We start from the raw sequence: 13,732 nt of genomic DNA on the forward strand, positions 1-13,732 counted from the left end.
TATTTTCCTTATGCCTGTGCCAAACAAAGCGTGTCGTTTTGATGGATGTATTCAGTGCTTATTGTTAGCCATATGCCAAGTTAGGGAGGAATAGCACCACATCTGGCAGGAGGATCAGCACCAGAATCAGTAAGAAAATGGCTAATAAGAAAGGCACAGACTCTTTGATATAGCTTTTTGTCGGGCAATCTAAAATTGAACAGGCGGTAAACATGGCCACACCGACTGGCGGAGTCATGCCACCAAGCGTGACGATGGTCATCATCAGAATGCCGAAATGCACCGGATCGACTCCCACACCCTGAACGATTGGCAGGAAAATTGGCGTTAGAAGTAATACGTTGACGGTGGCTTCCATAAACATGCCGATGATCGCTAAGAAGGTTAATATCACGATCAGGAGAAAATACTTGTGTGTGGTGATACTTAAGATTTCTTGCGACAGATATTGGGGTATTTGATTGTTGACGATGATGTAGCCGAAAATGCCAGAAAAGGAAATGATCAACATGATCACGGCATTGTCGACAACGGTTTGTTGCAGCACTTCAACGATTTTTTGGTAATTCAGTTCCTTGTAAACAAATAACCCAATGAAAAAGGCGTAAAAAACAGCAAAAGAGCCAGCTTCTGACGGTGTGAAAATGCCAAAACGAATCGTGATGATCAGTAAGACAGGAAAGAGCAGCGCCCAGAAGCATTGAATGAAGGTTTCGAAGATTTTTTTCGGTGGTGTTCTTTCTTCCTGCTCACGGGCGTAGCCTCGTTTGTTCGCCACAATACTCACGGTGACCATCAGAAAGAGTGTCATCAGAATGCCGGGAACAATGCCAGCTAAAAATAGACGGCCAATGGAGACTTCTCCGACAAACCCATACAGAATGAGTCCAATACTTGGGGGAATGGTTGCGGTGATAAGGCCACTTAGGCCGATGGATGCCGCAACAAACCCTTTTGAGTATTTGCGCTTGAGCATGGCGGGGCCAAGGATTTTGGATTGCATCGCGACGTCAGCAACGGCTGAGCCGGACACGCCACCCATGATGGCACTCAACAATACCGTGACATGGGCAAGTCCACCAACAAGGTGAGCGGTGAGTGTGGAGCAAAACGCAATAAGGCGTCGGGTAATGCCTGCCGCATTCATTAAGTTACCGGCTAACACAAAAAATGGCACGGCGAGTAACGCAGGGTTTTGCGAAGCCAGTACCATCTTTTGTACCGGGATGATCAATGATGAACGGCCATCCATCACGAAAAACAGCAGGCTGGCAATCGCAATGGCAAATGCCAATGGCATTCTGAGGATCAGAAATAACGCAAAGCTGATAATCAAGGCTCCCATAGGAGAGATGATTGAGCTGATGAAATCCATCATTGTTTGTTACTCCACTTAGCGATCATATGGGTCAGTTCAGTTCGAATCATCAATAGGCAACCGACAGGAACGGAGGCGATTAAAAAGGCATAACTTAACGGCTCTGACGTTCTGCTTAGCTCTACGTTAAGTAAGGTAAAAATAAATATGAGGATGATGAAGAGTGCTAAAGTCAGATAAGTCCAAATATGTTGTTTGCCGTGACGAAGAAAATCAAACAGGATGAATAGAAGTGCCGCTAGGGTTAGGCCGATAGTGAGGTTGAATTCGCTGACGATGAGGGAATCAAATTCTCTTCGGCTTCGCTGCATTAAATACCAACCATAGTAGGTAATGAAGCCTAAAAACCCGACGATGACCACTGACCAAATGTCGGCGATAGCACGTCGCCAAGTATCCGGTAATTTCTCTTCAAAAAATTCGACGCCAATGTGACGTTTGTAACTGAGCGCTAAATCGCTACCCAGAAAAATAACCCAGCCAAATAGCAGTTGGCTTAAATCGGACATCCACGCCTGTGGATGCCCGACAACACGTAATAACGCAGCAGAGAAGACTAGGAAGGCAATCAAGAACAGCGCCAGACAAGCAATGTTTCCCTCCCATCTCAGTACTTTCTGATTGAGTTTTTTTAGATACCACATACTTCCTAACCTTCTACTGGTACTACTTCAGTGCTTCTTGAAGCTGCTGATACTCTTTTTCATAGCCTAGTTTTTTAAACACGGACTTTGCGTTGTTGATAAATGGTGTTTTGTCCACGGCAATGAACTTCACTTTGTAGTCTTGTTGCAGTGTGCGTTTGTAGTTTTCAATCTGTTCATTAACCATGTTCGAAGCGTAAGCGCCGGCTTTGACAGACTCTTCTTTTAAGATCATTTGGTAGTCTTTTGGCAGCGATTTGTACCACTCTTCACTGACTACAAGGGCCGTCATCAACTGAAAGTGTTCGGTTTCAGCGACATACTTAATGGTTTCTTGCAGGCTGCTAGAAATCACCGCAGGTAACTGCGCTTCGAAACCATCTACCGTACCTTGCTGCATGGCTGGGTAGGTTTCTGCCCATGGTAATGCCGTCGGAGTGGCGCCGAGTGAGCGAATGGATTCTGACCAAACAGCTGCACCGGGAGTTCGGATGAGTAGGCCATTTAGGTCTTCAGGTTTGTTCACTTCCTTATTAGTAAAGAAGCTGCGGCTGCCTTGGAACCAGTTAAATGAAAGAACGTGTAGTCCTTCTTTTTCCAGTTTCTTTTCCCAGCTCTTGAAGAGATCTGTTTCAACAATGCGCTTCATTTGTTCATAGTCTTTGGCGGCATAAGCAATACCAATGACGCCAATTTCCTTAGAAAAGACACTTAAACGACCGCTATCTGTAATAGCCGCAACGTTTTCACCGAACATAGCCTGTTCTTGAACGTCTTCCATCGAACCAAGCTGACCACTTGGGTAAATTTCAATTTTGAGCTTGCCATCGGTTCTGGATTCAACGGCTTTTTTGAGTTCGACGCTTCCAGCGTAAAGGGGATCTTTTTCACCCACTGACATCGAAATTTTTAACGTATAGTCTTTTGCCATCGTGGAGAATGGCATAGCGGCAGCAAGCAAAAAGATGCCGAGTTTCTTATTTAATCTCATGGTCCAATACCCTTTGTTTCACTTTTATTTGTGGAGCTCTGCTCATTGAGCCTACCCATGAGCCAAATGACTTCTGGGATGTACCGAATGCAGAACGTTTCCATTAGTTCTGAATTGATTGAAAACACCGCAGGCGGTGACTAGCCTTTCGATGCTTGATAGAGCCAAGGTGCTTCAACCAACTCATTCACTCTTTAGTCTTCTTATAATGAGTTGGTGATATTTTAATCAGAGTGTTGGTTTGGTTCTAAGATCGAGATCTCATACCAAAAAATAATATTGGTATGGTCAATTTTTTGTGAAAGAGAATAATTGGTGTGAATCGAAACAAGATGCTGTTCTTAAATAAGGTGAATACTCGTTTGTTTTATGTTTTTTGTCTTTAAAATCAATTTATTACTATTGATTTGTTATGAGGGTTTGAAGGTTTTACACTAGATATATCGGTGTTATTGAAAGGAATGGTGTTGAATTTTGGCTGTGATGAAGCACTCTCTACATATCTACTAATTTATCAGTAGTGATGTTTGCTGAGTTGCAAAATGAATTGGATATCAAATTGGTCTGTACAATATTTGCGGTTAAGCATCAACTAAATGGATGTCGATGCCTGCTTGTGTTAACGCGTGATAGTAATCTTGAGGAATGCCACTGTCGGTGATCAGAATGTCGATTTCCTGAGTGCCAGCAATGACGCAAAAGCTTTGACGATTGAATTTTGATGAGTCGGTAACGGCAATTACCTGTTGCGCAGCTTGTACCATTTTCCGGTTGATTGCGGCTTCACTGGCATGTGGTGTCGTGATGCCTGCAAGTTTGTCAAAACCATCCACGCCAAGAAACAGTTTCTGATAGCGGTAGTTACCGAGGAAGTGCTCACCTGTTTGGCCATTTAAGGAGTACGAGTTTTCACGAATGGTGCCGCCGGAAACCATGACTTGTATATCTGGTTGATTGGCAAGTTGATAAGCAATGTGGATACCATTGGTCATCACAATCAGATTCTTTTTCCCTTTTAGATTTAAAGCAATTTGTTCTGTGGTTGAGCCTGAATCGAGAATAAGGGCGTCACCCGTTTCAATGAGGCTGGCTGCGTAGCGGCCAATGGCAGCTTTAATATCTGTGTTTAATTGTTTCTTATCTTTAAGTGGTTGTTCAAAGGCAAATTTATGATTGAGCCTTGCCCCTCCGTAGCAGCGCGTGACGCAGCCTTGCTTTTCTAGATGGTTGAGATCACTGCGAATGGTCACCGCTGAGATCTGAAACTCTCTGGCAAACGCTGTTACTTCGCCAACACCGTGCGTTTGGATGTATTTGAGAATGGCGGCACGGCGTTGTTTGGTCGGGTTCATGATGACAACTCTGAATCGTGATAGATAACTGAACTAATAATTACTTATAAAATAGACTGATTTTATAAGATGAAAAGCGGTTCTGGTTGAAAATCATGGTGTGGTAACAAAAGGATTAATCGGTAGACCAAACATTGCGGATGTCGGGCCAACCCCAGTTAGTGAGGGCGACATCTTTCAGCACATCGTGAAAGCGTAGGGTCTGACGGTGATGAAACAGTGGAATTAACCAATGATGGCTAACCATGGCTGTTGCGATGGGCTCTAGAGTGTCTAAATACTGTTCGAGTTCGGTCGTGCTGCGTAGCTGCTCTAAGCTTTTACGTAGCCATCGATGTGCCGATGCGCCAATACAATGATGGAGCACTGGGTTATTGTACAAACTATTAAATGCAGAAGCCTGCCGAGTATCGTCTAGATTGATATTGGTGATCACCAAGTCCTGTTCCAACTCGCCATTTCTTGCGAGTTCGGTGAGCTCTCGGTAGCTGTAATTGTGGATAGTAACGGAGACACCTAAGCCCTGCAGAAGTGCTTGAATCGCAGTGGCGCAATGTACCAGTGCTGAATAGTCATACACTGCAATTGAAAGCTCAGCGGGTAATGGCACGGGTTCAATATCCGGCATTCTAATGGGGCTCCAACCAGGTAGTAGGTTATTGGCATCGACACAACTAAACAGGTTTTGTTGTTTTGTTAGCAACACGCGCACGTTACTGGGGGACAGTAGCTGAGTCATCGAGTGGCGCTGACTGGCCGTTAATGCGTTAGTTTTGCTTTGGTTAAATAGCGCAAACAGGCATCCTTCCTCAACACGACATTGCTGGATGGCACTATTGGGATTGTCGCCCCCTGATTGTGACAAGTAATAATTGCACTCATTGCTGGGTTGGCCATGTGGATGATTAGTTTCGATCTTTTTTGACAGTGAATCGGGTTGTTGTAAGTGCCAGATGGTGACTTTGTCGGTGAGTGCGCGGCAAGCGTAGTATCGTTCAAAAGCCTGTAGACACAAACGCGCTTCGGAGTGCTCAATCACTTCAAACACACCGCTGCCGATAACATTGTGATCGCTGTCTTGCTCAATGACTTGGGTGCTGGGTTGAATGGAGTATTTTACGCTCGTGAGCAGCCCGCCAAATCCTTTGTCTGGCATTGATAAGTGAAATACCACTTGATTAGGGCTAGGAGCACTGATTGTGGCTAAATGGGCCAGCTCATCACAATAGTTGGGTAAATCTTTCAGTTTATTAAATAGTGCGACGATGCTTTGAGCGTCTATCAAAGTGCCGTCGTGAAAGGTGAGCCCCGGCCTGAGATAAAAGCTCCATTGCCAGTTTTCGTTATCGTAAAACCAATGGTGCGCCAATTCTGGTTGTAATTGCCCCTGTTCATTGCAGCTGATGAGGCAACAGTAGACTTGACGCAGTAAGTAACGCTCACTGGAGCGGTGCCATAAGTGCGGTACCAAACGTTCAAATGGGCGTTTATAAGTGAGCTGTATATGCAGCTGTCCTTCTCGTATTGATGCACCTGATGTGCTTTGCAGCAGACGGCCAAAAATGCGTTTGTCTTGATCAAGGAGAGTCAGTGCTTTCTCATATTGCCCCGCGCGAATTCGTTCGGAAGCTAACTGCTCTTTTAAACGAGCCAGCTCAACATGCAATACCAATGTGGAGCGTTGATTTCGGCCTACTTTGGGTTGCCAGCTCAACCAGTTAAGGTACTGCATTTCATGTAACAGGTTTCGTGCGTGGCGTGGGCTGGTAAATAATGTCTCGGCTAATTCAGATAGCGCGGTTTTGATCTCTTGGTCTACGCCTAATGGACTGAGTCTGGCGTAGTAACGCAGCAGTTTGAGATCAGACATATCAGGGCTCCATAAACGGTCAATCTTTGATTTTATAATAAGTCATGAAGCGTAACGGAGAAAAATGTTATAAATTTTGTTCCTGTTTTACTGGATTTTATGCATATATCGGTGCTATTTGGATAAGAACAGCTTAAATAGGGTTAAGAACTGTAAAAATCTGACTGTTTTTCGCTTCCGGTTTTGACGAGATACTATGACTACCAGCTCTTAAAATGCATTTTGATTTGATATTGAAGTGGTTGTTTTAAGAATGGTGCTAAGACAGCAGCATCTTTCTGGTTCATGCTCCATAACACCCCCGCGAACATTCCTGTTAGATGCTGCTTTTCAAACAAAAAAAAGCCAACCCGAAGGTTGGCAAAAGTAACTATGTAGCAAGTATTGTACAAAGTTAAGGACTAATTTATTTACGCTCGGTTCGTTGCCACACTGGATGGCCATCTTTAATGGTTGTCATGACCTGAATATTTTTAATTTCCATCGGGTCAACTTTCAGTGGATTTCTATTAAGAATGACCAAATCAGCATCTTTTCCTGTGGATATACTGCCTTTATGGTTTTCTTCAAAATTTTGGTATGCCGCATTGGTGGTGATCGCTTGTAACGCCTGATAAGGCGTAACTTTTTGTTCTTCGCCAATGGTTTTGCCATTGCGAGTCACTCGGTTTACACCAGCCCAAACCGTCATCATCATATCGGGGATAACAACAGGCGAATCTGTATGGAACGTAAATGGCATTTGACGACGTGCCGCTGAGCCTGCTGGGTTATTGCGTTCGCCTCGCGCTTTACCCAATACCGAGCCGATGTAATAGTCACCAAACAGGTATGGGTGTGTCATTTCAAACGATGGAATGACATTGAGCTTTTTCATCTCATCTAATTGATCTTCACGAACTGTTTGCGCGTGGATCATCACTGGGCGCCAGTCTTTAGAAGAGATATCGCCAAGTTGCTCAATCGCATTCAACATCTGATCGCCTGCGGCATCACCGTTACAATGCACAAGCAACTGCCAGTCGTTCTCCCATGCCACTTGAACCAAGTGGTTGACGGTTTTATCGTCAAATGCTGGGTATCCAGTAAACTTGCTGTCATGACCGTGAGGCGGCACATAGTAATGCTCTGAAAGGTGCGCCGTTTTCCCGGGTAATGAACCGTCTAAGCTTAGTTTTACCCCACCAATACGTAGGTGGTTCTGGTAACGACTGTATTGCTCAAATTTAGGTAGCCACTCACGGTTAACCATTTCAATTGCAGGGTAGGCGACTACATCGAGATACAAACGCTCATTTTCCTGCGCAAGGTGCAGTAACTCAAAGTCCATCGGCGTGGTACGGCCATCCTGAGTTGTAGTAACTCCGAAACTAGCGTAAGAGCGCTGGGCCTCGTCTAACTGCTTCAGGCGTTCCATATTGTCTGGTTGTGGCAATTTAAGCATGACTGGCCACATAGCTGACTCTTCCAAAACGCCGTTTGGTTCGCCGCGAACACCACGTTGAATTACGCCGCCTTTAGGATTTTTACTGGCGTTAGTAATGCCAGCTAATGCCATCGCTTTCGAGTTAACGACACCAATATGACCCGAAGAATGAATGATCAAAATTGGGTTTTCAGTCGAGACTTCATCCAACAATTCTTTATGTGGATGGTTAGGCAAAATCGAGGTGTCATAACCTGTGCCGACCACCCATTCACCCGGTTTGATGTGGTTGTTTTTGATGTAGTCTTTGAGTGTTTGTTTTAAGTTTTCAAAAGTGTCAGACGTACCATAAGGTGGCGCAGCAAGGTTAGCGTTTGATAATGACACCGCTAACTGCGAGATATGTCCGTGTGCGTCAATGAACCCTGGCATCAGGGTCTGACCTTTTAAGTTGACCAGGTTTGTTTGGCCAAATTTATAAGGCATGACGTCATCTTTCGAACCAGCAAAGAGGATCTTGCCATTTAAGGTGGCTACCGCTTCAACATAGTTTGGAGTTTCTCCATCCATGGTTAAAATATCACCACCGAAGTAAATGGTATCGGCTGCCGTTACCTGTGCAGGCGCTGCTATCGGTTTTACTGGTGGCTCGGCGTTACATCCAGCCAACAAGCCGGTAGCAATGCTTAATGCAATGATTTTTTTGTGCATTGGGTATGGCTCCTCTCTACTTTCGGGAGGCATACTTTAGGAAACAGGATGTAATTTCACCTAGTTCAAAAGTGAGACACCTTCTGGCTCAGACATAAATCTGACAATACTGACGTTGTTCGGACGGTTTGTAGGACAGCGACTACAATAACTGTTAAGTTGCTTTAGATATTATAAAAATTATCACGGAAACCGATATGGAAAGAGTCATTGATTTGAACCGTTGGCAAAGGGAACACGTAAAGAGTGAGCAAGAGCTACAACAAGTCTTTTTCGATGTTCGTTCACTGTACTATTCAGAACCATATTCAGATTATTCCTCACGGGTAAAACGTCTCAATCGATTGAAAAAGGCATTACTGGAGTATCAAGATGATCTGGTGGAGGCGCTGACGTTAGATTACGGTTTCCGTAGTGAGTTTGACTCGCTGATTTGCGATATTCTTCCTGCCGTTAGCCACATTAACTACACCCTCAAACATTTGCGGAAGTGGATGAAGCCAAACCGTCGCCATGCCGGGTTACTGCTTGCACCATCACGCGTCAAGGTAGAGTTCCAGCCACTGGGGGTCGTTGGGGTGATTGTCCCATGGAATTTTCCCATCGTGCTGAGTATTGCTCCGGTTGTGACGGCGATTGCGGCAGGTAACCGAGTCATGGTGAAGTTAAGTGAGTACACTCCTCGGACAAACCAAGTATTAAGTCAGATCTTTAAAGTGATTGAGCAGCATGTTCATACCATTGAAGGAGAAACTGAAATTGCGGAGTATTTTAGTCGACTGCCGTTCAATCACCTTATTTTTACAGGGTCGACCAAAGTCGGGCGTTTGGTTGCCCAAGCCGCCGCAAATAACCTAACTCCAGTCACCTTAGAATTAGGTGGTAAATCTCCCGTTATTGTCGGGAATGATGCGGAAATTGATAAAGCCGTGGATGCTGTGATGCTCGGTAAAGCGGTAAATGCAGGGCAGATTTGTGTGGCGCCGGATTACGTGATGGTGCCCCAAGGTAAAGAACTGACTTTTATTCATTCTTACTTGCGCCGCTATAAGGAGCACTTTGTTAAACACGACAAAGCTCATGGTGTTACCCATATCATCAATGATATCCAGTGGGCTCGGCTGCAAAACTTATTGCAAGATGCCAGAAGCAAAGGCGCCAGTATTCATACCTTGGATGATGTGATTGTTGAAGGGCGCCAAATGATGCCTCACCTTGTCACTGGCGTAACAGAAGACATGTTAGTGATGCAGGAAGAAATATTCGGCCCAATTTTGCCTGTGATGGGATATCGACAGCTAAATGAGGCGTACAACTACATCAATTTACGTCCGCATCCTTTGGCGCTTTACCTGATCAGTGATGACAAAATTACTCAGCGCCAAATCATCGAGCAAACGCACAGTGGCGGCGTGGCGATCAATGACACCTTGCTGCAGGTGGCGGCAGAAGACGCTCCGTTTGGTGGGGTCGGTGAATCGGGTATTGGTCGTTACCATGGCATTGAGGGTTTCCAAACCTTTTCTCATGCAAAGACGGTGCTGGTGACACCAAGTTGGTTGCCCCGTTCAAAATGGCTGCTGCGCTTTAAAGAGTGGGCAGTTAAGGCACTCGATATCTTTTTTATTCGTTAATGCCTTGCATAAATAGCCAGAGAGTCGCTCCTCTGGCTATTTTTTTGTGAGCTCGTTTAAATATCTGGCAAATGGTTGTTTGAAGTCAGATGAAGCACTAGCGTTATCTATTCATCTTTACAGCAAGGTTACGCCATAAAAATCAAATCGTGATCGTCTTGAAGTTGAGAGCGAGCAGCAAGGAACACCGGTTGTAACGGCAAAGCGAAAGCGCAGTATTGCGCCAGTCGATAATCATTCAGGGTGTGAATCTATGATGAGGGATTGGTTAAATATGCATGACGACGTTATGTGATCATCTGCGCAACAGCTGATAGACGCTTTGGTTAACCTCTTGATGTTACTTAGGTATGGTCAATTTGACAGAAAGGAAGCCTTATGAAAACACGATTTACCTTAACGCCTTTAGCTCTCATCACTCTCAGTCTTTCTGGATGTGGTGCATTGCAACTCTCCGACTCCAATCATGAACGGCTGTATGGCTTGTTTGACTCTTATCAACAAGAGCTCAGTACGCTTGATGGCAGCGAGTTTGGTTTGATTAATGATCAAATGGCGCTGGCGATCCAAACGCTTGATCGTGTTTATCTTGGCAAATTGGAAGAGATTAATCGCAATGCTTTGAATGATGAAGAAAAAGTGTATTACGATATTTTCCGCTTTGATCGTAAATTAGGCATCCAGGGCGCAGCTTTCCCCAATGCACGTTTCGGCAATTTTGATGTTCCGGTGACGCATTTCTATAACTACTTGGAATGGAACGCAGAAGAGGCAGGGAAGAAAATTGAGCCTAAAGAAGGTGAAGAACGAAGTCTTGCTGAGCTATATCAGTCGCAGTTGGACATTGTGCAAGAATATACGTCTTGGACGCGTAACTTACATACCCAGTACATGCAAGGGGCGCAAGAGGGGATCGAGCTGCCGAAAGTACTCATTGCTCGTTTTGTCGATAGCAGCCGAGATACTATTGCAGCAAATGATTATGCGCTGCTAAAACAAGGGTTGAAGGACGTTCAGTCACACGCGGATCTTCCTGCTCAATTGGTGACCGATTACCAACAAGCGGTAGAGCAAGCGCAAGCTGCAACGCAATCGTTGCTCGAATATGTTGCAGGTGCGTACATGAAAACGGCCCGAGGTAGCGGTGAAAAAGGACAATTGGCCGATACCCACATTGGTTGGGGAGATTTACCCAATGGCAAAAACTGGTACCAATGGCACCTTGACCGAAACAGCACCACAGGCAAGTCTGCGGCAGAGCTCAGTGCAATGGGCGAGCAATTAGTGGCAGATGCGAAAGCGGAGATGATCCGTGTGGCAGAGCTGGTGGTTAGCAAGCGTGGCTCTACAGTCACTGCGGATTATCGCGATCCTGTGACACGTAAAGTTGCGCCGCGCACATTCAAACTAACCCATGTGAATGGCAATATTAATCTCAATGAGTTTTTTGCTTTCCTCAATAGTGAAGCCTTCTTCTATGGCCGCGATGGGGCAAACATAACCGGAACTCAATATGAAGAGACGTGCAAAGCGGCGTCGAATCCTTCTGCCTGCGAGGCGGCACTTGGTGATTACTACTTGTTTAAAGACAATGCGAATCAGGTTGTTGGGCAATACTTTAAAGCCATAAAAACAGATTACCGCATTGAGCCATCGCCAGCAGGGAGGGAAAAATACGATGGGGTAGCGTCCTATGATGACAACGTCTTCACACTCAATACCCATCCAGATTACAGCCTACAGAAATGGAATGTCTCCACGTTACTCTTGCACGAAGCGGCTCCGGGCCATCATTTCCAAAATGCCTACGCATTAGAGTACCCACCAGAGAACAAGCCAGCTTACATCGAAGATGTATGGTACACCGCTTATGGAGAAGGCTGGGCACTGTATACAGAATGGCTTGGTAATGAGATGGGGATTTATGGTGAATTAGATGCTCATGGTCGCCCAACCTTTAAGCAAGGCACGGGCATGTGTCTAGAAAGTAATGATTACCATACGTTTCAAGGTGGGATCTACATGGATGCAGAAGAATGTAATGCCTTACAGTACTTTGGTAGTCTGAATGAAGCGCAGCTAAGGAACATGCGTTTGGCGGTTGATACGGGCATTCATGCCAAAGGTTGGAGTATTCAGCAAGCGCGTGATTACATGAAAGCCAACTCCGCGTTAGGTGAAGGAGACATCGAGTCTGAAAGCTATCGTTACGCGGCCCATGTCGGGCAGGCGGTGTCTTATAAATCAGGCTATCTGGTGATTAAAGAGATGCTGCACAAAGCGCAACAAGAACTGGGTGATGACTTTGACTATGCGGAATTTCATGATCAACTACTGAAATATGGCCAGCAACCGATGGAAGTAGTGCGAGAAAACGTCAGTAATTGGATTGCATCGAAGCAATCGTAACCTAACCCATCCATCTTTTTTCAGGATAAGGAGGAGCGCTTGCTCCTCCTTTGTCATTAGAAAGCGACTGCTTTTGCACTTGGCAAGCCGACAGGCCACCACTCCCGTGGCTCAGTCATGGTGGATACGCCTTCGTGATCCGTTTTAAACAAGGTGATTTTGTTTTTGTAATGACAAACAAATCGATATTGATGGCCGAGTATAAAGTGTTTTCTATCCTGATATACCTTGTGTTTGATGCCGCAACAATCACATGGGACGATAAAAATATAATATAGCATTCCTAATTAACCATTTAATAAATAAAGGGAAATCCTATTGGCTACATTTAGTGAAAATGTCACGAAATCATCATAAGACGATTGGTTAAGTTAGTTTGAGAGTAGTTTGGCATTATTTATTGCTTTTATACTTAACTTTCACTGTAATTCATTCTGTTTATAGTAAATGTAATTGAGTGAGTTTTGACTTGGTCGGTGAAGTCTCTAACAAGTTTCAAAGTTCTGGATAAAAATGATGGCAAACCGATCGTATTAAATACAAACTGTTATCATTAACAATAAGGAGAAATAATGAAAACAGTCGTTATTTGGGGAGCTGCGAGCGGGCTAGGTGCGGCGATGGTTGAGCATTTTTACTCCTGTGGTTTTAACGTGATTGGCGTTGCTCGAAATCCAGATATTAACCCACGTTTGAAAGCGTTAGGGATTGAAACATTGAGTTGTGATGCGACCAACTTAGTGCAAGTTAACCAAGTGGTTCAGTCGCTATCCACGGAGTCTTATGTGATATCGACAATGGGCAGCTATCAAGCCGATGTGCCTGTTGATTATATTGGTCATCGTTATCTCATTGATGCGCTTGAAGCGCGCAATATAAAACGCTTTTTACTCGTGACGTCATTGGGGTGTGGTGATTCATGGCAGTACCTTTCACCACGTGCCAAGCAAGGGTTTGGTGCAGCGGTAAGAGAAAAGTCTCTTGCGGAAACTTGGCTTCAAAGCAGTACGTTAGATTACACTATTTTGCGTCCTGGAGGTTTGAAGGATGGTGAAGTAACTCAGCAAGGTGAGCTCTCCCAGCACAAGGAAGTTCATGGGCTGATTTATCGTGAGGAAGTTGCTCGGCTTGCCTATGAATTGTTGCAAGATGAAGCTTCTATTGGTCAGGTTTTTCAGTGTGTTGATCCATCAATAAATTATTAGGGTTTGTTGATCTTTCGCGGTTAAATTTTGTTCGAATTCTATGTCTTTTAATCGCGACGCAAGGTGTGATGCCTAGTCATTCTAAGCAAATACCTTGCAACAAAGAGTAAAA

At 44.7% G+C, this 13,732-nt stretch carries 10 protein-coding genes; 3 read left to right on the top strand and 7 right to left on the bottom strand.

Annotation, left to right across the window (positions count from 1 at the left end):
- Positions 1 to 64 precede the first annotated feature (64 nt).
- From ACQEXS_RS08220 to ACQEXS_RS08245, 6 genes are all read right to left on the bottom strand, one after another.
- A complete protein-coding gene (locus tag ACQEXS_RS08220; protein WP_427013461.1) occupies positions 65 to 1,378 on the bottom strand; it encodes a TRAP transporter large permease in 1,314 nt (437 codons plus the stop codon).
- Positions 1,375 to 2,022 carry a TRAP transporter small permease gene (locus ACQEXS_RS08225; protein ID WP_427013462.1) on the bottom strand — a complete coding sequence of 216 codons (648 nt, stop codon included), beginning with the start codon at positions 2,020 to 2,022 and terminating at the stop codon, positions 1,375 to 1,377. The genes ACQEXS_RS08220 and ACQEXS_RS08225 overlap by 4 nt, the downstream gene beginning before the upstream one ends.
- Before the next feature lie 22 nt (positions 2,023 to 2,044).
- Positions 2,045 to 3,013: a C4-dicarboxylate TRAP transporter substrate-binding protein gene (locus ACQEXS_RS08230; RefSeq protein ID WP_427010516.1), complete on the bottom strand. Its 969-nt coding sequence runs from the start codon at positions 3,011 to 3,013 to the stop codon at positions 2,045 to 2,047.
- 581 nt (positions 3,014 to 3,594) lie between these two features.
- Entirely contained in the window at positions 3,595 to 4,365 is a 771-nt protein-coding gene (agaR, locus tag ACQEXS_RS08235) for a transcriptional repressor AgaR (RefSeq protein ID WP_427013463.1), read from the bottom strand.
- A gap of 115 nt (positions 4,366 to 4,480) precedes the next feature.
- Positions 4,481 to 6,235: an SgrR family transcriptional regulator gene (locus ACQEXS_RS08240; RefSeq protein WP_427013464.1), complete on the bottom strand. Its 1,755-nt coding sequence runs from the start codon at positions 6,233 to 6,235 to the stop codon at positions 4,481 to 4,483.
- A gap of 406 nt (positions 6,236 to 6,641) precedes the next feature.
- Positions 6,642 to 8,372, bottom strand: coding sequence for an amidohydrolase (locus ACQEXS_RS08245; RefSeq protein ID WP_427013465.1), 1,731 nt, complete (start codon positions 8,370 to 8,372; stop codon positions 6,642 to 6,644).
- Positions 8,373 to 8,569: 197 nt separating this feature from the next.
- On the opposite strand from ACQEXS_RS08245, the gene ACQEXS_RS08250 reads away from it, so the two are divergent.
- Both ACQEXS_RS08250 and ACQEXS_RS08255 read left to right on the top strand, forming a co-directional pair.
- Positions 8,570 to 10,006, top strand: coding sequence for a coniferyl aldehyde dehydrogenase (locus ACQEXS_RS08250; protein ID WP_427013466.1), 1,437 nt, complete (start codon positions 8,570 to 8,572; stop codon positions 10,004 to 10,006).
- A gap of 378 nt (positions 10,007 to 10,384) precedes the next feature.
- The gene (locus tag ACQEXS_RS08255; protein WP_427013467.1) at positions 10,385 to 12,415 is read left to right on the top strand and encodes a DUF885 domain-containing protein; all 2,031 of its coding nucleotides are present in this window, start codon (positions 10,385 to 10,387) and stop codon (positions 12,413 to 12,415) included.
- Positions 12,416 to 12,471: 56 nt separating this feature from the next.
- Here the strand turns inward: ACQEXS_RS08255 and ACQEXS_RS08260 are convergent, their stop codons facing one another.
- The gene (locus tag ACQEXS_RS08260; RefSeq protein WP_367990636.1) at positions 12,472 to 12,696 is read right to left on the bottom strand and encodes a hypothetical protein; all 225 of its coding nucleotides are present in this window, start codon (positions 12,694 to 12,696) and stop codon (positions 12,472 to 12,474) included.
- A gap of 291 nt (positions 12,697 to 12,987) precedes the next feature.
- Here ACQEXS_RS08260 and ACQEXS_RS08265 point away from each other — a divergent pair, with 291 nt between their 5' ends.
- Positions 12,988 to 13,620, top strand: a complete 633-nt coding sequence (locus ACQEXS_RS08265) for an SDR family NAD(P)-dependent oxidoreductase (protein ID WP_427013468.1) — start codon at positions 12,988 to 12,990, stop codon at positions 13,618 to 13,620.
- Positions 13,621 to 13,732: the final 112 nt, after the last annotated feature.

It is taken from the genome of Vibrio sp. TRT 17S01 (assembly GCF_050113695.1).
Classification (GTDB): Bacteria; Pseudomonadota; Gammaproteobacteria; order Enterobacterales; family Vibrionaceae; genus Vibrio.

What these genes read in the sequence shown, in the direction of transcription:
- ACQEXS_RS08220 (WP_427013461.1), bottom strand. Translation starts at nt 1,378, where the DNA reads ATGATGGATTTCATCAGCTCAATCATCTCTCCTATGGGAGCCTTGATT.
- ACQEXS_RS08225 (WP_427013462.1), bottom strand. Translation starts at nt 2,022, where the DNA reads ATGTGGTATCTAAAAAAACTCAATCAGAAAGTACTGAGATGGGAGGGA.
- ACQEXS_RS08230 (WP_427010516.1), bottom strand. Translation starts at nt 3,013, where the DNA reads ATGAGATTAAATAAGAAACTCGGCATCTTTTTGCTTGCTGCCGCTATG.
- agaR (WP_427013463.1), bottom strand. Translation starts at nt 4,365, where the DNA reads ATGAACCCGACCAAACAACGCCGTGCCGCCATTCTCAAATACATCCAA.
- ACQEXS_RS08240 (WP_427013464.1), bottom strand. Translation starts at nt 6,235, where the DNA reads ATGTCTGATCTCAAACTGCTGCGTTACTACGCCAGACTCAGTCCATTA.
- ACQEXS_RS08245 (WP_427013465.1), bottom strand. Translation starts at nt 8,372, where the DNA reads ATGCACAAAAAAATCATTGCATTAAGCATTGCTACCGGCTTGTTGGCT.
- ACQEXS_RS08250 (WP_427013466.1), top strand. Translation starts at nt 8,570, where the DNA reads ATGGAAAGAGTCATTGATTTGAACCGTTGGCAAAGGGAACACGTAAAG.
- ACQEXS_RS08255 (WP_427013467.1), top strand. Translation starts at nt 10,385, where the DNA reads ATGAAAACACGATTTACCTTAACGCCTTTAGCTCTCATCACTCTCAGT.
- ACQEXS_RS08260 (WP_367990636.1), bottom strand. Translation starts at nt 12,696, where the DNA reads ATGCTATATTATATTTTTATCGTCCCATGTGATTGTTGCGGCATCAAA.
- ACQEXS_RS08265 (WP_427013468.1), top strand. Translation starts at nt 12,988, where the DNA reads ATGAAAACAGTCGTTATTTGGGGAGCTGCGAGCGGGCTAGGTGCGGCG.